Annotated in this window: 17 protein-coding genes; 12 read left to right on the forward strand and 5 right to left on the reverse strand. The window is 54.7% G+C overall.

The features are described from left to right. The first annotated feature begins 787 nt into the window (after positions 1–787). From EN932_RS10395 to EN932_RS10425, 7 genes are all read left to right on the forward strand, one after another. Positions 788–1,621 carry a hypothetical protein gene (locus tag EN932_RS10395; protein WP_128368808.1) on the forward strand — a complete coding sequence of 278 codons (834 nt, stop codon included), beginning with the start codon at positions 788–790 and terminating at the stop codon, positions 1,619–1,621. Positions 1,622–1,931: 310 nt separating this feature from the next. Continuing rightward, positions 1,932–2,486 carry a hypothetical protein gene (locus tag EN932_RS10400; RefSeq protein WP_128368809.1) on the forward strand — a complete coding sequence of 185 codons (555 nt, stop codon included), beginning with the start codon at positions 1,932–1,934 and terminating at the stop codon, positions 2,484–2,486. A gap of 271 nt (positions 2,487–2,757) precedes the next feature. Next, entirely contained in the window at positions 2,758–3,123 is a 366-nt protein-coding gene (locus EN932_RS10405) for a hypothetical protein (RefSeq protein WP_128368810.1), read from the forward strand. Continuing rightward, positions 3,120–3,473: a helix-turn-helix transcriptional regulator gene (locus EN932_RS10410; RefSeq protein ID WP_128368811.1), complete on the forward strand. Its 354-nt coding sequence runs from the start codon at positions 3,120–3,122 to the stop codon at positions 3,471–3,473. Before EN932_RS10405 ends, EN932_RS10410 begins: the two co-directional genes overlap by 4 nt. Continuing rightward, the gene (locus EN932_RS10415; RefSeq protein ID WP_128368812.1) at positions 3,466–4,482 is read left to right on the forward strand and encodes an ImmA/IrrE family metallo-endopeptidase; all 1,017 of its coding nucleotides are present in this window, start codon (positions 3,466–3,468) and stop codon (positions 4,480–4,482) included. Before EN932_RS10410 ends, EN932_RS10415 begins: the two co-directional genes overlap by 8 nt. Continuing rightward, complete coding sequence (locus EN932_RS10420) at positions 4,479–5,141, forward strand: C1 family peptidase (RefSeq protein ID WP_128368813.1); 663 nt, start codon at positions 4,479–4,481, stop codon at positions 5,139–5,141. Before EN932_RS10415 ends, EN932_RS10420 begins: the two co-directional genes overlap by 4 nt. Further along, a complete protein-coding gene (locus EN932_RS10425) occupies positions 5,132–5,947 on the forward strand; it encodes a hypothetical protein (RefSeq protein ID WP_128368814.1) in 816 nt (271 codons plus the stop codon). The genes EN932_RS10420 and EN932_RS10425 overlap by 10 nt, the downstream gene beginning before the upstream one ends. Positions 5,948–5,958: 11 nt before the next feature. Here EN932_RS10425 and EN932_RS10430 read toward each other — a convergent pair whose 3' ends face one another. Together EN932_RS10430 and EN932_RS10435 are read right to left on the reverse strand one after the other, a co-directional pair. After that, positions 5,959–6,642: a uracil-DNA glycosylase gene (locus EN932_RS10430; protein ID WP_128368815.1), complete on the reverse strand. Its 684-nt coding sequence runs from the start codon at positions 6,640–6,642 to the stop codon at positions 5,959–5,961. Continuing rightward, positions 6,639–7,868 (reverse strand): nucleoside triphosphate pyrophosphohydrolase family protein, encoded by a 1,230-nt coding sequence (locus EN932_RS10435; protein WP_128368816.1) that lies wholly within the window; start codon positions 7,866–7,868, stop codon positions 6,639–6,641. Before EN932_RS10435 ends, EN932_RS10430 begins: the two co-directional genes overlap by 4 nt. Positions 7,869–8,112: 244 nt before the next feature. On the opposite strand from EN932_RS10435, the gene EN932_RS37920 reads away from it, so the two are divergent. From EN932_RS37920 to EN932_RS10445, 3 genes are all read left to right on the forward strand, one after another. Continuing rightward, a complete protein-coding gene (locus tag EN932_RS37920; protein ID WP_164890458.1) occupies positions 8,113–8,286 on the forward strand; it encodes a hypothetical protein in 174 nt (57 codons plus the stop codon). Between the two features lie 888 nt (positions 8,287–9,174). Next, entirely contained in the window at positions 9,175–10,569 is a 1,395-nt protein-coding gene (locus tag EN932_RS39490) for an AAA family ATPase (protein ID WP_281061525.1), read from the forward strand. A 395-nt stretch (positions 10,570–10,964) separates the two neighbouring features. After that, positions 10,965–11,489 (forward strand): hypothetical protein, encoded by a 525-nt coding sequence (locus tag EN932_RS10445; protein ID WP_128368818.1) that lies wholly within the window; start codon positions 10,965–10,967, stop codon positions 11,487–11,489. A gap of 79 nt (positions 11,490–11,568) precedes the next feature. Here the strand turns inward: EN932_RS10445 and EN932_RS10450 are convergent, their stop codons facing one another. Further along, the gene (locus EN932_RS10450; RefSeq protein WP_128368819.1) at positions 11,569–11,886 is read right to left on the reverse strand and encodes a hypothetical protein; all 318 of its coding nucleotides are present in this window, start codon (positions 11,884–11,886) and stop codon (positions 11,569–11,571) included. A 631-nt stretch (positions 11,887–12,517) separates the two neighbouring features. On the opposite strand from EN932_RS10450, the gene EN932_RS10455 reads away from it, so the two are divergent. Beyond that, on the forward strand, positions 12,518–13,078 hold the full coding sequence (locus EN932_RS10455; RefSeq protein ID WP_128368820.1) for a recombinase family protein: 561 nt from the start codon (positions 12,518–12,520) through the stop codon (positions 13,076–13,078). Between the two features lie 49 nt (positions 13,079–13,127). Here the strand turns inward: EN932_RS10455 and EN932_RS10460 are convergent, their stop codons facing one another. Then, the gene (locus EN932_RS10460; RefSeq protein WP_128368821.1) at positions 13,128–14,963 is read right to left on the reverse strand and encodes a DUF262 domain-containing protein; all 1,836 of its coding nucleotides are present in this window, start codon (positions 14,961–14,963) and stop codon (positions 13,128–13,130) included. 940 nt (positions 14,964–15,903) lie between these two features. On the opposite strand from EN932_RS10460, the gene EN932_RS10470 reads away from it, so the two are divergent. Continuing rightward, a complete protein-coding gene (locus EN932_RS10470; protein WP_128368822.1) occupies positions 15,904–17,538 on the forward strand; it encodes a recombinase family protein in 1,635 nt (544 codons plus the stop codon). Positions 17,539–17,729: 191 nt separating this feature from the next. Here EN932_RS10470 and EN932_RS10475 read toward each other — a convergent pair whose 3' ends face one another. Continuing rightward, complete coding sequence (locus EN932_RS10475) at positions 17,730–18,023, reverse strand: helix-turn-helix transcriptional regulator (RefSeq protein ID WP_128368823.1); 294 nt, start codon at positions 18,021–18,023, stop codon at positions 17,730–17,732. Positions 18,024–18,355 lie beyond the last annotated feature (332 nt).

Genomic DNA, 18,355 nt, shown 5'->3' on the forward strand with positions numbered 1-18,355 from the left:
AGTTGGCCCTCCCTATCGCTCCCAAAAGCGCTCCGCTCTGATCATCGATCCTTGGTGCCTGCGACCGTGATGGAGTAGCGTTTTTGCTCTCTCCATGACGTTCCACGGGTCCGGGGTCCTTGGTTTCAGGGACGCGAGTCGGACTTTGTCTGCATTCTTACCAGCGTCTCTGATCATCCATCCTGCCAACAGGCCGGTGGTCGGATCGCTCATCGCTTTCCTATCATCGTCCCGCACAATTGAGGACCGAGCATGAGAAAGCGGAACACCGAAGAAACGTTAGCTGATCTCTACCTGTACCTTGCGAGCAAGGGCCTTGTGCCCTTGCCTCCCAAACTGCCTGAGCGCCGACCAAGGAGGCGACGCTATCGCGAGGGTGAGCTTATGACGCCTGCGCAATCAGCGCGGTTTCTCAAGGTAAGCGTAAAGACTCTCGCTAACTGGCGGGTGAAAGGCTGCGGCCCTAGCTTCAAGAAAATCGGCGGCTCGGTAGTCTACGACTTCACCGAACTCAAGTCGTTCGTCACTGGCCGTTCCCGGTCCAGCACGTCCGACAAGGGAGCCGCTTAATGAACGCGCGCCCCGAGGTGCAAACGGCACGGAAAACACTCCGCCTACGAGCTTTGAGACGGCCAAGTGCGCCAGAAAAAGTCGGCACCCGCCGTTCATCACGGTCGGGTCTAGATCGAGCCTCTTCGGATCGGAGCGAATTCCTGCTTTTTCCCGCCTTATCCCGAAATCCCACAAAACCATCGCGTAACGCGATCCCCCGGGAAGGAAGCCTGATATGAAGTCCCGCACTCCACTTTCATTCTCGACCATTCCTTCCGCAAAAGAAGTAGCTCAAGACCCGTTAGGCGCTCTTGTAATCTGCCGGGAGGCTCGACGATCCTTCGAAGCTTCATCTCGCAAACACTATGCGAAAATGTATCGGGTTTGCTTTATCGCAGCAGTCGAGATGGATCGCGACTTTCAAAAATGGAAAACCTTCGTGAGAGAGGCCAACCAGATGAAAGTCATGAAAAGGAAAGTCCGTCGCGATAAAGACGCTCCAGACAAATTGATCATCGTTTCGCGGTTTGTCTTTGGTTGGTCGCATAGCTACGACCGTGCTTGGAAAATATCGCGCGCTCTGCGATTTGTGGCACTTACAACCTCCGACCCCGCTGAGTTGATGGCGCAACTTGAGCTGAACAACGGGATCGAAGGGCTCTACAAGACCGCTGTTGAGACAATTCCTCACAAAGGGAGAACAGCCGGTCAAATCTCTGCGATGGAAGCGGCGTATCGAAGGGGTGACACGCGGCGGCTGGAGCTACTGAGAGGGACATCGGGAAATCCGCTGGATGAACTTGCTTTAGGCCTTGATGATGGCAAGGGTTTAGACGATCCAGCCGCCATCGGAACGGAGCCTGCCGCGCTCGCACCGCTCCAATCAAATGATTTGGTAATCGAAACAACCTCTGAGCAGCTTCATGCTCTCCTTTCGGGGAAGAGGCGACGGCATCGGCTTCTGATCAAGCGGGTGGGGCCTTCAACAGAAACTTGGAAGCGCTTCAAGCTGGTCCGCTGGAAGGCGCTTCCGAAATCGCCACGTAAGCCAGATGAAAATCTCCGCTAGTTAGCGTCCACCAGACACCCGCGTAAAGCCAATTGATGGCTGCGGTAAGCTGACCCGTTGGATGCGCCTCGAAGACGCCGCCCGCACAATAGAGAACACCAGACTGCAGGTTCCGAAAGGAGCCTGCATTGGGTGGGTGTTGGGTGATGAGCCTAGTAACCAGCGGACCCTGAGTAAGGGTGAACCGCCAACCATCGCCAGCCGCCACTTAACGAACCGAGACCTACGAACTGACACCTGACGAGACAACACTAGACCTCGCCAGAACACACTAGACCTTGAACAACTGAACCAAGCTGGAGACCTGAGGATGGAAAACAGAAAGCGACTAATCGAGGCCTACGGCCAGATGGTCGAAGAGAGAGTGAGCATGGGCTGGCACCCATGGCTCCTGACGTTCACTTACAAGCCTTTGGGCGGGTCTCCAGCAATGGTCGTGTCGCGGATGCGAGATGAGATTGAAAGGACGTACGCCACGGTCGCCACTCGCGTGGTCCGACGGCCCAACTCCCCATCGCAATTTGAGACCTTGCCAATCTGGATATGCAGTCCCGACTACCCGGTCTATAAGCGAGACAAGGGCTCATTCCGAGATAACGCGGTAAACGACGGCCTCCATTTTCATGGCATCGGCCTGATGCCGCCGGTTTCTCGCATGAGTGAGAGCCTAGAAGATCATATCGACAATTTTCAGACCATGTATTCGGGTGCACACCGGGACCTTTTTCGGGTTCACGTGCAGGCTATCGAGGACGAGGCAGCAGAGGTTGCAGGCTATGCTTTGAAGGGCATAGACAACCCGCGCATCAATCCCGATGACGTGCTCATCCTGCCCCGCACGAGATCTGAAATGCCCCGTGGTTGAAAGTTAGAGCAAGGTCGATCGTGAGCAGATGAGTGTAGCCCAGCGAAGCTTCTTCGGGCTCACTGGGTCAATTCCCGATCAACTGCAAATCAAATTCACGAAGACGGTCTCGGATGGATTGGATTTCCGTGGTCGTCACTCCGGCAAAGCTCTCTTGAGCTTTCTCGACAGCCGTTACGATATGCTCAAGCGCGACGCGCGCGGGCCGCCATGTTGACTTTTCGAACATTGCCACGCATTGTGTTCGATAATCTAACATGGAGCGTCTTAAATGATCGACATTGCAGGAGATTGCGCCGCCGAGTTTGACGCTAAGGTCCCTGACCTTCTGAAGGGCCTAAAAGATTGGTTCGAGAAAGAGGCAGCAAGTATCGACGACATCGTCGCGAACTCTGCGCCAAGTGGCACTGGCGGATCGATCGTCAGTGGCCTTCCTGTGATCGACTCAAAGCGGATGGTTGACGCTACTTTGGTCACCGAGGAGGTGCTTGGCATCGAGTTGCCTCCGGAGATCATAAAGGCAGGAGGGTATGAAACGTTCGAGGAAATGGTCGACCATTTGGTGCCGCTACTCAAGCAGGTCTACTGCAACGAACTCAAGGTCAAACAAACGAAGAAGATCAAGGCCGAAGCATGACTGACGAAACGGATCGCTGGCGCGAAATTGGCAATCGGCTCCGCATGGCTCGGGAGTATCTGGAGTTAAAGCAAGAACAGGCTGCGGAGGCGGTCGGCCTTTCGCGATCGGCTTTGTCCCTCGTAGAGAATGGCAGGCGCAAGGTCGATGCTGTGGAATTGGGCAGATTCGCACGCCTCTACGGTCAAAGCATCGAGTTCCTTTCTGGCGAGGCCGAACCCGGGACAGTACCTGAGAGCGTCAAAGCTTTGGCCCGCGCCGCCACCGAACTATCTTCTGATGATCGTGCTGAATTATTGAGGTTTGCTGAGTTCCTCCAGTCGCGGCCAAAAGGCAGTCAAAATGGCTAGATCGCCGGTTGCTGCCGCGAGATTGAAAGCCGTGTCCGAAGCTAAGCGTGTACATCGCGCGCTAGACCTCCAGCTGCGTGTAACTGAGGCGGACGGCCAAATCGATATATTCGACGCTATATCCGAACTCGACATCACTCTCCTCTTCAAACCCCTCACGTCTGCTTTAGGCTTCTGCCTACCGGACCCATTGCGCGGCATATTGGTGACGACGCGCCGCACACTGCATATTCAGCGCTTCACAGCGGCCCATGAGCTAGGGCACGTCATCCTCAGCCATTCCCCTCGCGTTGATACCGATCTGATCCTTACACGAAACCCCTACGCTGGTGGGGGCATGGATATCCAAGAAGTCCAAGCGGAAGCCTTCGCAGCCGAGTTCCTCTTGCCTCGCTGGTTATACATTCACCACGCGCGAAAGCAGGGTTGGGGTTCGGGCCACCTACGCAATCCGGACGTGGTCTATCAACTCTCTCTCCGCATGGGAGCAAGTTACAAGGCTACGTGCTGGGGACTGTCCGGCCACAGTCTCTTGCCTCAATCTGACGTCAATTCCTTGGCGGAGGCAACGGTATCCAAACTCAAAGGGGCCGCAGAAAGTCGCTTCAAACCGGGACATTCTCATGCCGACGTATGGAAACTGACCGAAAAAGACGGTGGTTCTCGAATCAGCGGCAACCCAGACGACCTAATACGCTTCGACCTAGAGGAGGCCAGCGACGCAGGGTATACTTGGGACATTTCGGATCTCGAGAAGGCCGGATACGAGATACTCTCTGATGAGTCGGAGTTCTCGCGCGATCCGCTGGTTTATGGCGCGCCGTCGACAAGGGTGGTGGTAGCAAGGCAGCGCGCGGCTCGAATCACCGACGTTGCGCTAAAGGAAGTCCGACCTTGGGGGCCTCACACTGGATTGCCGCCTCTGAACCTACAGCTGAGACTGGAGGGCAAGGAAAACACCGGCCTATCCCGAAATGACCTACGTCGTCGCGGGCTTCCTATCGCATGAACAAAACTGTTGATCTTCGACCAGCGCTGCCGCAATGCAGGGATCAGGGAACAAGGCACAGCTGCCTCGCCTTTGCAGCGTCCGCTGCCCATGCCCATGGTCGGAAGCGACCCGACCCGCTGTCAGTTGAATATCTTTTCTATCACGCCGTGGCCAATTCGCCGGGCGCCAACCCACACTTGGGAACGACCTTCGTGGCGGCGGCGGCGGCATTGTTGAAGTCGGGGCAGCCAGACGAAAGGGTTTGGCCTTACGAACCCTTGCAGATGACGTTGCCTACATGGGCTCCGCCTGTCACCTCCGAGCCAATGTATTATGCGAATACCCTCATAGGTAAACCCGACGTTGACGCGATCTGCGCATCTCTGGACCGCGGCGTCTCGGTGGTGTTCGGCCTCGTGACATCGGACTCGTTTATGCAGGCGGGGCCTGACGGAATGCTGCCCGACCTCAATCCCGATAGGCAGCGCGGCGGCCACGCGGTTTTGGCGGTAGGTCACGGTGAGGACGCAAAGGGCCAGAGACATATCCTCGTTCGCAACAGTTGGGGAACGGCTTGGGGAATGGACGGGCATGCTTGGCTTTCATCCAGCTACCTAAGCACTCAACTTCACGAGACGGCGGTGATTGGTCCAATAGGAGGTGATAAATGGAACTAATACGTGGAAAGAGTGGTCCGCAGGTGTGGCTGGATGCAACCCGCTACCTTCGAGGAAACCCAAGCCACCAAGACTTCGACCTGATTCTGCACATCGCCGATCCCGTTGGGTTGTCTGTCGCAGATCGCGCGGTAATGAACCGGACTGACGCATTTCTGAAGGGCCACGGCGCGGGTTCGCTGAACACCGTAGCGGAAACGATTTTTCCTTTGCAGGACTATCTGCGCGGCAAGCGCGAGGGAGTGTTCGAGATTTATCCAGAGCGGATGAAACGTATCCACGCGGTCCGTAGCGACAAAAGGTGGGGCTGCTATGCCATGCGGATCCTTCGGCAGAAAGACCGCGATGGCAAAGTATATAACCCCCTCAAGGAACTGTTGGAGAAGCTGGAGCGCATGCCCCAGTTCAAGGCCTCGTTCGAACTCGGTTTGGGGCACCCTCAAGATGAAGAGCCCGCGGGCGATGATATTGCGATCTACGAGGGTGCCACCGACCGCAAGCGACCCTACGGAGGGCCTTGTCTAAGCCACCTCAGTGTGAAGGTGGACGACGGTAAGATACGTTTGAATGCCACGTACAGATCTCACTACTACATGCAAAGAACCCTCGGGAACATTATGGGCTTGGGAAGGCTCCTGTACTTTCTCTCGCATGAGACCGGCATGGGAATCGGGCCGTTGACAATCAACTCGACGTACGCGCGCCTCGACACAGGTTTCGCACCTGCGAACTGGAAGCTTGCGGACGTAGACGCGTTACTTGCAGCGTGCACTGCCGAATACGAGAAGGAGAAGATTGCAGCCTGATTGGTGAGCGATCAGCCAAACAGCGGCAACGTATCTCCGGCTTTCGGCGAGGCGAGGCCGTAGCGGCGCGATACGCCGTCTATGAACTCGTTCTGGCCGCCATAGCTTGGGTGTCGCACCTTCTCCGCAGCAATGCCAATGTCTGCCAGCGCCGACTTCGCGTCATTGCCAATCGCTAACACGAAATCCGGAGAAAGAATGCTCAGCAGGGTCACCATGACCTCGCGGCACGCCAATCGCTCCGACTTTGAATGGCAACGGTTGGACATCGGCTTTCCGTGCTCGTGGGGATGGAGGGGAAAAACATTCCACAAAAACACCGGTTGGCCGATCGTCATAAGCATCCGCCAGATAACAGTCGCCGTCCTTTCCGCCACCGTGGGGCCAAGCGTGGAGCGCTCAAGTGCACCCACGCCGAGCAGGCGAGCGTGCGCGTCGAGATGAGCTTCGTCTGTCAACGCCAGTCCTGTCCGACGCCCACCTCGGTAGCCAAGATCGCGCGCTACCCATACGGTCTCCACGCCCCGGTCGATCGCAGCACCGAGGGCCGCTACGAGGTTGCGGCGACGTATAGCTGCGGCGTCGGGGCGATCGAAATCCGGGCAGAAGTCGGCATACGGGTTGAACGCGTTCTCGAAGGATAGGCTAGACACCATTCCCACAAAGTCTTTAGCAACGGACGAAGCTTGTCTCATGGGAATCTCTCGAAGCCGATTGAGCGCTGCCCGAGATCGATGGTCACGAGGCCGTTCCTGTGTTCGGTGAGCTGTCGAAATACTCGGAAGCCCTCTAGGATGGCGCGCTCCCATTGCCACAGAGGCCGACGCTCGACCTCGTATCCCCTCACTAACTCATGAACGGCTTTTAGCAAGGCGTAGTCCAGCGACTCTACGTGCGCGAATGCGTTGTGGCGTAGACCATGGTTGAATATCCATGTCGAGATCCCTTCCTCAATGATGTTCGCGCGAGCGCCATCCTCGTTTTCATCGATCTTGGGATCGCTCTTGCGCTTCAGCCGCAACAAGGCGCGTAATGTTGGTGACCAACCCAAAGTGCCCGCGAAAGCCAAGTGGAATACGTCGTGATAGCGATAGTCATCCTCTTCGTGCCTGTTGTCGGTCAGCGGGCTACCCAGATTGACGCCGTTGTAACGCATGACAACATGGCGACGGCCCCCGACTTCGCGCTCGATAAACTCGACAGTCATGCGTCTCGGCAGTTGCTCGTACTCAGGAAATCCGTCGTCGAATAACTCTCCCCATTTCTTCTCGTCTGGCCATCTACCGAGCGTCTTGGCCGCATTGCTTCGGGCCGCTTGGTCAAGGCTAACCTGTGCGCCATCGGCGGCCATTAGAAGGGCGCGGAATATTTCCACAAGATCCGCCGACATGAGATCACGATTTTCGGCAATCGCGCCGCTGCTCCAATTTTCAAGCAGATGGCCTACTTTTCCAGCGAGAGCCAACAAGCGTTTCTCGACGATGTCGCCAGCAAGCGGCCCGTCGAAGGTCGACTGTTCCTGTTGCAGGTCCATGAACGTACGGGCATCGCCACTTCGCCCCGCGTAGTCCCAATCTCCAATTGAGCGCGAAACCCGGCGTGCGATCTGCTCAAGCGAAAGCCCAGCACGCAACGCGGCATTCGCAAAGTACCAGAGGGCATCCCCAAGCTCCTCGATCACCTCATCATGGTAGGATTGGAACGCTTCTTTATCTCGCTGCTTCTTCTTTAGCGCGCTGAGTAGGCTTCCAATCTCGCCATATAGGCCCAACATCACCAAGCCGATTCCTTCCGGCCCGGGCCGGTCGTTTCGGTCCGTTCTGGAGGTGAAGGTTTGGTATTCGTTCAGCCCTAGTGGTTCGTCTGCATCTTCGAAGAGCGCTGCTTGGCGTCTCAATAATGCCCGTTCGTCGTGGTTCATTGCCCAATCCCCCTGACAGGCGATCCTCAACAGCTTCGCTCGTTATTTCAAGTGGTCAATGACGTTACGGATAGAACTGTTTGTCTCATATTCTAAGACGTGCAACGCCGACGCCGGTCGCTGCCCGGCATGCTTGGAGTATGCTTCGCCATAATAGAACGCCGATCTGCCACAACCGTCTGTGCATAAACATCATGGTTTCGACCCAAGCTGGTGACAGCTCAAGGATTTCGTAGGCGCTGAGTTGTCTAGTCTTTTCAATCGCGTCATCATCGACCCGACTCAATTCCCGGAGGAAATGCGCGCTGCCCCCGTCATCCTGATCGAAGAGGCCAAAGTGCCTAAGCGGCCAAAAAATAGTCCGCTCAAGGCATACAACCACGCCAGTGAATTCGCCAAGCACTTCGAAGAAATATAATTGGATAGTGCAGTTGACGCGCTCTGGCCGTTATGGCGTTGTGCCATCGCAGAGTATTGGTTTACGGTAAAGTGAATGCTCAAAATCAAAAGGCTGAGCCCGCCGCCAGCATTCTATGATCTGATCGAAAAGCCGCGTGAGCGTCTGATACATTGGGCTTACCGAAGCCGGGCCGAGAGAAGGCAGCTTCGCGCTCCAATCGAGCATGATCTCTTCTATGCAGGAGAGGTGGTAGAGATGGTGGCGTCCGATTTCGGAGGCTACTGCGGCTACTGCGAGAGAGAGATCGGCACAGCCGAGGGGATAACCCACTACCGGCCCCTTAGCTCGCCTTACTCCGAAGGCCATGGGGAGTACGCCGACCATTACTCTTGGCTGGCGTACGAGTGGGCCAATTTGTTCTCCATTTGCCGACGTTGTCGAAGAGCGAGAGCAGACCAATTTCCCGTCCTAGGTCGACGCGCCCGATTTCTCGCAACTTTTGACGAAGTTCGGGCCGAGGAAAAGCCCCTGTTAATCGACCCGACAGTCGACAATCCCTCGAGTCACTTATCGTACTTGATGTCGGGGGAATGCTTTCCTCGCAAAAACTCGTTGAAGGGAAATGCCACCGTCAACATCCTTGCACTTAATGACGCTGACGTTGTTGAAGAACGTCGGAACGCGTTTGACGAGACGCTTCGGGTTTGGCGTAGGGCACTGGAGGAGGGCCGCGAGCTACCTAGTGATTTTCTTATGCTTGGTTCTTTCCGTGGCGCCCGCAGAAACGTGTTAACTCGAACTCTCAGCGAGTACGGGGCTGAGAGCCCTTCTATCAACAACGGCTCAGCGCTGCTTCATATGCTTCGGTCGCTTGTTGAAAATAGTGACGGCGATGCAAGGCGAGGAATGATCGGAGCTTTGGATCTTGTCCGAGAGTCGGACAGGATTAGATTGTCGGAGCTTGAGCTGCGAACTATATATAGTTCTGACCACGAATTAATTGAAGCCGCGCCCTATCAGCGGCAAGCAAAACTTCTAGCGCCAAACAGCGATCTATTTTCGTTCACTGTCTCCAATTTTCGTGCAATTGACAAAGTTAAAATTGATTGCCCAAAGGGACGGCCAGCGAGATCAGGGGCGGCCTGTCTTCTTTTGCTGGGCGAGAATGCGGTCGGAAAATCGACGTGCCTTTCGGCGGTGGCGTTGGCGCTTCTCGGAACGAGGGAGGCACGAAGATTGAAGCTCCCATATGGCGACCTTGCCCGAAGTTCGTCAAGAGAATCGTGGGATGTCTGGGGCAGAAAGCCGCTGGAAGCGAGCGTCTTTCTTACGGATAGAAAATCGCCTGCGACCTTCTACTATGACCCCGTTAGAAGACATTTCGATGGGACATTGGATCAGACTACCGTTGTACTGGGCTACGGACCTCATCGCTACTTTACAAATACCAGAGGGCGCCGCGGCTTGGGCGCGGCTCAAAGGGTACGAAGCCTTTTCGAGGCTCAGTACCCATTGCCGGACCCTTCTGACTGGTTAGGCAGTGTTCATGGAGTCGCGTTCGATGAGGTCGCTAGAACGGTTCGCACTATCCTTCCAATCGGAGACGATGACTATCTGGTTAAAGATCAACGTGCGGGTGTTTGTGTTTGGGCTCAGGGGCAGCTCACGCCGATTGGAAGATTGAGCGAAGGCTATCGCTCGGTTTTCGCGATGGTCACCGATATCTGCAGATCCCTGCTCGATCACTGGTCCAACCTAGAAACCGCTCGCGGGGTGGTTCTTATTGACGAAGTTGAGACTCATCTGCACCCGCAGTGGAAGATGCGGGTTATGTCGTCACTTCGGCGAGCGTTTCCTAACGTTCAGTTTATTGCAACGACACATGATCCGTTGTGTGTCCGCGGGATGGACGATGGAGAAGTAATTGTTCTGACCCGCAATGAGGATGGCGGCATCGAGCTCTTGAAGGATCTGCCAGCAGTTTCTGGAATGCGCGCCGAGCAGCTTCTCACATCGGAGTATTTCGGCTTAGCAAGCACGATTGATCCTGAGATACAGCTGGACATTGCTCGCTTAGCGGAAGACGTCGCATTAAACCCAGCTCGCGCGATTGGCGAAGAGGCGGAGAAGCTAGTCGCCAATCTCACGGTGGGTGACAGCGCGACAGCGCAGGTCGTCCAGGAAGCATTGCTGAGATACCTCCGCGAGCGAGAGAAACCCGCCGACAACCTTTCTTCAAACGCACGTCCAGAAGCTGTAGCTGCGGTCTTCAACGCCCTTCGGAAGTCACAAGCGGGCTAATCAACATGCGGAAACTGGACCGAGCGAGCGTGCCCACGCCGCCCTCTCTCAGTACACCTAGTCCGGCCGTGGGTAACGAGGCTACCAGCGCTGACGCCTACTATTCTGCTCGAATGCCTTGGCAGGTCCACTACACTGCTTATCCTTTCAGCTGCTATCGTCCCCTTGATGTCAAGGCCGCTTTAAGGCAGCTGGCCGGGGGAAACTGCGCTTATTGCGAAAGCAAGATTGGAGCCGTTGGAGCCAGAGAGGTCGAGCACTATCGGCCAAAAGGAGGGATCGAGGGCGTAACGGGACACCCCGGATATTGGTGGTTGGCACTCGTCTGGGAGAATTTGCTGCCAACCTGTCGGGACTGCAATAAGAGCTTGAGGCAGCATATAGTGACTTCCGGCATGAGCAGATCGGAAGTTGAGGCGCTGCTGAGCAAGCGCCCAAACAGCAGCTACGGGAAAGCCAGCCAATTCGACGTGCTTGGTACTAGGGCCGTTGGAGTTGCCTGTAACCTTGACGAAGAGGATCCTCTGCTAATTGACCCCTGCAAGCGTGATCCGATAAACGAGCTATTGTGGGATTTTTCGACCGAACTAACGCTCGTTGAACCCAAAATGGGGGTGACAGGGTACAGTCAGTATGGTGCCTATACGATTCGCACCTGCGCGCTCAATCGCGCGGAGCTCGTTTTGGACCGCATTCCGACAGTCCGTACCCTGAGAGTTATACGGACCCATATTCTGAATCGTCTGGGTGCTTGGGGTGGAGATGCCCTTGAGCTGAGCGATATCTTGGCTGAAGTTGACACTCTCTCCAGTTTCGCGCAGCCGGATCAACCTTATGCTGGAATGGCAACTGCCTTCATCGCCGACTTTCAGCTGGAGCTTGACCGGTGGCGCGATGCAAACGGTCTGCCGCCGTTTTAGCTGTTATCACGGACGCAGCTGTCATACTTCATTCCATTGATTGGTCACTTCAGGGTATGCCCTGAGGTGAGTCTCACCACTAATCGAGCAGAGCTGATCCCAAGGCGCGTGAAGCAGCGTGATAGATCTTTCTTCCGGCGACCGACCCTCTAGAAGGCAAGAGATCTGCTACAGCTTGAACAGCCCGCCAGACGTGGGGCTTCTCGATCAGGCTGACAGCGCGTTCCAAGGCAGTTGACAACTTTTCCCTGATCTCATGATTTTTCAGCCCCGCCATCGTCGCAGCAAAGACCGCCTCTCTGAAGTCGCCCTCCGCCTCAGGACCATTCCAGATTTCGACAGCGTCTTTGTTCAAGAGTTTTGCCTCAGCCGCCGCACCGAAAACATCGATGAGCATCCTAGCCTCTAGCCATGTGTCAACCGCGACGCCCCGATGGCGCGCTGCTTTGAAAGCCGCTTGTCGCTCACTAGGACTTGCCAGTCCATATCCACTAATCCCGGTAGGAAAATAGCTTTCGAGAAAGGTCGAAATTTCTGAGGAAAACATCAATCCGAACGAAGTCGCCTGTACTCGTGACGTCGCGGATCCATCAGCGCTGATGCTTGGTTGCGTTGCAGGCGCAGGACCAACATCTATTCGCACAATGCATTTCGCCGCCGGATAGCCAAATTCTCTAGCTGTGAGGAGCCTTGCTATGGCGTGTCCCGCTTCATGAACCGCGACTTCCCTCGCGATCGTTTTTGGCTTGCTGCCTTCTCGAGCTGCTGCCGCTCTTCTCTCCGCTCGATTCATTTGCCCCCAACCCAATTTGATTTAATCAGATTTGCGTTATTCGGCCGTCGCAAAAAATGCAATCGGACGCACGTAGCTACTGGCGTTCGAATGGTAACATCAACGGCGACTGGTTCACTTCACGGTATGCCCTGAAGTGACGTAACATCACTCTCGCCGGTCGATGTAACATCGGAGTTGACATCGACTATTTGTGACAAGGTAGCCTCGGGCCTAAACCTTGAGGTGACACATCATGAGCCGCATAGGCTACGCCCGCGTCAGCACGACCGACCAAGATCTTGAAACCCAAATAGCCAAGTTGAAGGCTGAAGGCTGCAGTATAATCCGCTCGGAGAAGGTCTCTGGGGCAAGCCGCGAGGGTCGTTCCGAGCTTGCGACCATCATCGACTTCTTGCGGCCGGGGGACGAGCTGCTCGTTACGCGCCTCGATCGGCTCGGCCGTGATACCCGCGATGTTCTGAACCTGATCCACGAATGCGAGCAGAGAGAAGCGTTCGTTACCGTTCTGGACCCGCATGTCTCAACCCGTGGCGAGATGGGCCACATCGTGCTCACGGTGCTAGGAATGGTCGCACAGATGGAACGGCGGTTTATCAAGGAGCGCCAGCGAGAAGGTATTGAAAAGGCCAAGGGCACCGGCATCTACCGCGGTGGGAAAGCTCGTGTTGACTATCGACTTGTATTTGAGATGCACCGAGACAAAGTGGGAGTATCGGAAATAGCTGCGGCTCTTGGATGCTCGCGAATGCAGGTGTACCGAATCCTTAAAGGATCTCCCCGGCAAACGGTCTAGGGATCAGCCGATTGGCTTCAAGGCGAACATGAAACCACAAGAGGCCGCGCTAGAAATTCAGCGGCCGTGGCGCTGCGATCGCGAATAAACTTAGAACCCTGCCAACGAGGACAGCAGTGCGGTCCTCAATCTGTTTTGCGCTCCAACTGTCAGCCGACCCCAATACATCATTCAGCTTAAGACCATTTTTATAGCCGACGGGAAGCCCTTTGCTATCGAGCCTGTCTCTCTTTTCTGAAAAGCTTTTGTTTCCAAGAGCACTATTAAATCCTGAGATAGTAAGATTTCCAATCCTGTGGGCGTGAGACTGAATTAGCGCCTTTGCAACGGCTGCGTCTCCGCCAGCCATCATATCGACCCAATGCGGGGGCACATTTTGCCCTTGTGGAAAAATGTGTTCAATCGACCAAACATACTGTTTGTTATCGACTCTCCAGAGATCAACGGTTGTCTCTCTCGTCATACCCTCCTCTGCAAGAGCGCACAAAACAAAACGAGTCACACCAACGTTCTCTTCGTAGATCGGCCCTTCCAATTTCTCCTGAAAGACCTTGTCGCTAGCTGAAACTGCCCGGAGGTCTTCAATCGCCGCGTCGACCACCCGATCACCTCGGAGAGGGGCCACCTTCTCGATTATCAACATGAATAAGCGGGTCAGATCGCGCGTCGGGGGCGTGTCCGTGAGATTCCTGCGAACAAAGAACCGCGTTAGAAGACGAGCTATCTTGTCCAAATGCGAAGGCTGGAGTTCCAACTCTGATTGCTTGGCAATAAGATACAATAGCAGCAGATGCGACGGCGCACCTTGAATTCGCTCTAGATCCTTCAACGGCTTGTCTAAAATCGAAAGCGCGGAGTTCTGGTTTCTAGAAAGCATTAGCGCATAGGATTCGGCTGCGCTTCGAATCCCTTGGAGCTGTGCGCCTGCATCCTGATTGATCAACCTCTCGTATATCTGAATCAGGTTGGTACGTGTAGCAACTGGGCCAAGAGGATCTTTTCTTTTATCTTTGTCGCTTCTAAACGGCCTATTTAAATCGTCCTTGAAGGCATTATAATAATGCCGGAAGAAGCGCTCTTGAACACTGTAATCGTCGCCGAGGTGCGAGAGCAGCTTGCTCCATACGTCGAAGTAATAATCGACCTTATCGCTCGATGTGGCCTCTGCTCTCGCTAATAGTTTATTCTTTATTAAGTCAATTGCTGTAAGAGGCATCCCGCGATTGTTGAGCGACTCAAATAGAGTATAGGCATCTGCGTGACTGGCAACCTCGATCTTAACTAAACATGCCTGACTTACTTTTTCGAGAAGTTCCAAGATCGATACGAGCGGATCGGAGGAAATATTGGCCGTCTCCTCAATCCGATTCTGGAAATATCGATACGCGCGAAAAATCTTTCGATTTCCTGCATATGCGGGCGCATCGCAGGGGCTTACGGCACCCAATTCAGACAGGACGGCTCGATAGTCATTTAGGTTAAGGTTTTGAATCTGAGGAATAACGCGGAGTTGGTCTATTCCCTTTTTTAGCACAAGCTTGCGCTTAAGATTGAGCATCTCGATCTTCTGATCGTCGTTTAAAATCTGCTCGCGAGATTTTAATGCCTGATAGATAGCGGCAAAGAGGAGGGAAAGGGTGGTCAAACGCTGCTGGCCATCTATAACCTCCAACCGTTGCACATCGAGGCTATCGGTTGTCTGGTTGATACATATGATAGAACCTAGAAAATAACCTCCATCGTTCTCCTGTACATCGTCAAATATTGTCTCCCACTGGTTTTTTCCCCAAGTGTACTCTCTTTGATACCGGGGAATGGCGTAAATAACCGAAGCCTCTATGTCGAAAAGTTGCGAGATTGGATAATTGTTGACCGACTTTATCATCGCGTTGCCGTTATTCCTGCCATTTTGTTATGCCCCGATCCGATAGAATACATCTCGATCAGGGTAGAGAGTTACGAAACGTTTCTAACTGCTTTGCCGCCGTCTGGCTATTGCGTCCCAGAAAATTGTAGCTCCGGGAGAGCCGAGGCTGTCCGTCTGAGGTGAACTGGAGGGTTGTACCAATGGAGAGCCATGAGGGTTATTCGCAGCAATCAAGGGCAACGAACAGGTCCAAGGCGGTCGCCACCGTCAGACCTTGGCCTTCCGCCAACGGGCCACCATGCTTCCCACTGCGAGCAGAAGCATCTCTCCCCTCGCGCCGGGTTTATGCGCTGTAGCCGAATAATATTCCTGACCGGGCACGTGATAGATGTGCTCACCGCGATCGTTGATGTTTCCCTTGATGTCACAGCCCACTCTGCGCACGGCGACGGAGGTCGTCGACCTGAGGGGATAATGAACATTTGGAAGTGAGTGTTGAGTGTCTGTTGCGACATAAGCGAGGGACGCCGTGCCAAGCAGCGCCAGAGAAATAGGGAGGCGAGCGCGCAGAAGCGAACGCCACCAAGGCCTTCGCCGTCTAACCCACGGCTGAACAGAATTTCCCATAACCTCCCCAACGGGAGAATGCTTCTGTCGGGCGGAAGAGTCTAGAGAAAGGCAGGACGCGCTTCGGGCTGCCCCTGCAATCTGATAAAACTTCCCCCAGAAGCAGCGGTGGCTCGTCTGCTCGAAGAATCCCCCGGTCGGCTATGGGCTTACGCTTACGGTGCTTGGCATCGCCTCCCGCCGTCAGGGTGCGCTATCCTCGGCTACGGCAAGCACACCTGAATTGACCGCTCAAAACGTTTTGCTCAAGCACGTTGTGGAGTAATATGCCCTTGTCGTCATCGGCGTCGTTCCTGCCGCTTTAGACATCGGCCCGCGCGGAGGCACTATAGTGACTGCACTTACAAGCGATCTTCGTATTCCGGCTGCGCAGTACATTCGCATGTCGACCGAGAACCAGCGGTATTCTTTAGAGAACCAGATCGCTGCCATCGGGGAGTATGCCGAAAAACGAGGGTTCGCTATCGTCGATACCTACGCCGATGCCGGTAAAAGTGGCTTAACCTTGAAGGGAAGAGATGGCCTGAAACAGTTGTTGGCTGACGTTGTGACTGGCCAGCACTCCTATTCTGCGATTCTGGTTCTGGACATTAGCCGGTGGGGGCGTTTTCAGGATACGGACCAGTCTGCCCATTACGAGTTCATCTGTCGGGACGCCGGGGTCGCGGTCCAGTATTGCGGCGAACCATTCGAGAACGACGGCAGCATGGTCTCGATGATCGTTAAGAACCTGAAGCGAGTGATGGCCGGTGAGTACAGCCGCGAACTGTCTACAAAAGTCTCAAGGGCGCAAACACAGCAAGCACGTCTTGGGTTCAGACAGGGCGGTGGGGTCCTCTACGGGGTGAGACGCCTGCTGGTCAGCGAAGATGGAGAGCATCGATTTCTCCTCGGTCTAGGCGAGCAAAAAAGCCTGAGCACAGATCGCGTTGTCTTTGTGCCCGGTCCACCAGAGGAAATCACAACCGTGCACCGCATTTTCCGGATGTTCGTAAGCCAGCATCGAACAACGACAACTATCGCTCGGAAACTGAACGTCGAAGGTGTCCCTTCAACAAACGGACAGGCTTGGACCCAGAGCCGCGTCAGAACCCTGCTCACAAGCGAGTTGATGATAGGATACTACGTCTACAACGTACGAACGCGACGGATGAAAGGCCCTTCCAGACCAAATCCTCCAGACCTGTGGATCAGAACGCGGGTGATGGACCCAATTGTTGAGCCAAAACAATTTGCGAAGGTTCAACAGGAGATGAGACGCAAAGTCGGGAATGCCTATGCGAAGACGGACATGATCGATAGATTGAGGAGGCTTTTCAGAGAAAAGGGAAAGCTCTCCCAAGGAGTAATTAATGCCTGTCCATACACGGCTTCTTCGAGTTCGTATATCCACCACTTTGGTAGTCTCGTCTCATCTTATGAACTTGTCGGATATAAATGGCCTTGGCAGCAAGGTCTCAGATATACGGATGAATATCTAATTGATGGGATACGAAGACTCCATGCCGAGTTTGGTTATGTCACAGCTAAAATGATCAATGCAGACCCAGACCTTCCAGTGTCTCGTGTGTTCACGTTCCGATTTGGTTCATTAATGCGGGCCTATGCGCGGGCAGGCTTTCCGTCAACTATATGTGAGTCAGTTCGTGCGGGAATGAAAAGGGCGACGGCACATCCTCATTGCAAATTTAAGTGGGGATATACGAATGATCAACTTCTCGATGGACTCCGAAGGCTACACGCAAATTTTGGATATATTACCTCTTCGCTCATCAATGCGGACCCAGACCTTCCTGCGGCTAGTGTGTTCAGATCGCGATTTGGCTCGATACTTCAAGCCTATGAGTTGGCAGGGTTCCCAACTACACGATCAGAGTCACGCTCAGCGGCGAGGAAAAGAGCGAGGGCGCTTTTAGAGGCAGACGACGAAGGCAATCCAAGATCTCTTCGTCCGCGTTGTGTGTAATGGTCGCGCATATAGATGCAGATTCCGAGCTACCTAGGTATCAGGTTTCCTAGCTGGCAGGCTTGCCCTCCGCCAACTCGGAGTTGATCTCTGCGGGGCTTCTACTCGCAACTCTCCGGCGGGCTAAAGATCAACAGGGAAGCTCCGGGCCTCGATCCGGTTCAACTAAGAAGGGGTGTCGGGGTTGATGTCTATTTGTCCTGCGCATCGACTTTTCCAGCCCAATTGAGCGATTCGAGGCAGCGGACAAGGCGGTCGATCGAGAACCTCCCCGTGCGACCGATGACAATGTCGGAGAAGTCGGGCTGTTTCATCCCAAGCATCTCAGCCGCCTTCGCCTGAGTAGGAGTCAGGCGGCGGCGTTTGATAATGGCGCGGATCTCGCGAACCAGCTTGGCCTTGAGCAATTCCTCTTCGGGATTGTCAAAGCCCAGATCCGCAAACACGTTGCCGCCGCTCATTTCGGCGGTGATTTCTTCTTTCATGACTTCGGTCCTTTCCCATAGTTTTCGCGGTAGGCTCCTCGGCTACCTTCAATCGCACCCTCACTAGTCTAGACACGAGGACGCGCTACGCCGCTTTCGCAAATGTCGGCACTGGGTATAGATGGCTATCTGCGCAAAGCTTGCCCATAGGCACTTGCTGGTAGGTGTCGCCTGCTATTATCTGTTCCCGAATGGATACCGAAACGACCGCTCTCCCTGCTGTCAGCAACGATCAGTGGCTTCATGCTCTGAACGCTGCAAACGCATGGCGCGGACGTTGCCTCGATATGTTCGCGCGGAGCGAGGCGGCGGTTAGTGAGACACTTCTGCTG

Source organism: Mesorhizobium sp. M7A.F.Ca.US.002.01.1.1 (assembly GCF_004022955.1).
In the GTDB taxonomy this organism is placed as follows: Bacteria; Pseudomonadota; Alphaproteobacteria; order Rhizobiales; family Rhizobiaceae; genus Mesorhizobium; species Mesorhizobium ciceri.

Coding starts and splice junctions, on each gene's coding strand:
- EN932_RS10395 (WP_128368808.1), top strand. CDS start 788: ATGAAGTCCCGCACTCCACTTTCATTCTCGACCATTCCTTCCGCAAAA.
- EN932_RS10400 (WP_128368809.1), top strand. CDS start 1,932: ATGGAAAACAGAAAGCGACTAATCGAGGCCTACGGCCAGATGGTCGAA.
- EN932_RS10405 (WP_128368810.1), top strand. CDS start 2,758: ATGATCGACATTGCAGGAGATTGCGCCGCCGAGTTTGACGCTAAGGTC.
- EN932_RS10410 (WP_128368811.1), top strand. CDS start 3,120: ATGACTGACGAAACGGATCGCTGGCGCGAAATTGGCAATCGGCTCCGC.
- EN932_RS10415 (WP_128368812.1), top strand. CDS start 3,466: ATGGCTAGATCGCCGGTTGCTGCCGCGAGATTGAAAGCCGTGTCCGAA.
- EN932_RS10420 (WP_128368813.1), top strand. CDS start 4,479: ATGAACAAAACTGTTGATCTTCGACCAGCGCTGCCGCAATGCAGGGAT.
- EN932_RS10425 (WP_128368814.1), top strand. CDS start 5,132: ATGGAACTAATACGTGGAAAGAGTGGTCCGCAGGTGTGGCTGGATGCA.
- EN932_RS10430 (WP_128368815.1), bottom strand. CDS start 6,642: ATGAGACAAGCTTCGTCCGTTGCTAAAGACTTTGTGGGAATGGTGTCT.
- EN932_RS10435 (WP_128368816.1), bottom strand. CDS start 7,868: ATGAACCACGACGAACGGGCATTATTGAGACGCCAAGCAGCGCTCTTC.
- EN932_RS39490 (WP_281061525.1), top strand. CDS start 9,175: ATGATCGGAGCTTTGGATCTTGTCCGAGAGTCGGACAGGATTAGATTG.
- EN932_RS10445 (WP_128368818.1), top strand. CDS start 10,965: ATGAGCAGATCGGAAGTTGAGGCGCTGCTGAGCAAGCGCCCAAACAGC.
- EN932_RS10450 (WP_128368819.1), bottom strand. CDS start 11,886: ATGCTCATCGATGTTTTCGGTGCGGCGGCTGAGGCAAAACTCTTGAAC.
- EN932_RS10455 (WP_128368820.1), top strand. CDS start 12,518: ATGAGCCGCATAGGCTACGCCCGCGTCAGCACGACCGACCAAGATCTT.
- EN932_RS10460 (WP_128368821.1), bottom strand. CDS start 14,963: ATGATAAAGTCGGTCAACAATTATCCAATCTCGCAACTTTTCGACATA.
- EN932_RS10475 (WP_128368823.1), bottom strand. CDS start 18,023: ATGAAAGAAGAAATCACCGCCGAAATGAGCGGCGGCAACGTGTTTGCG.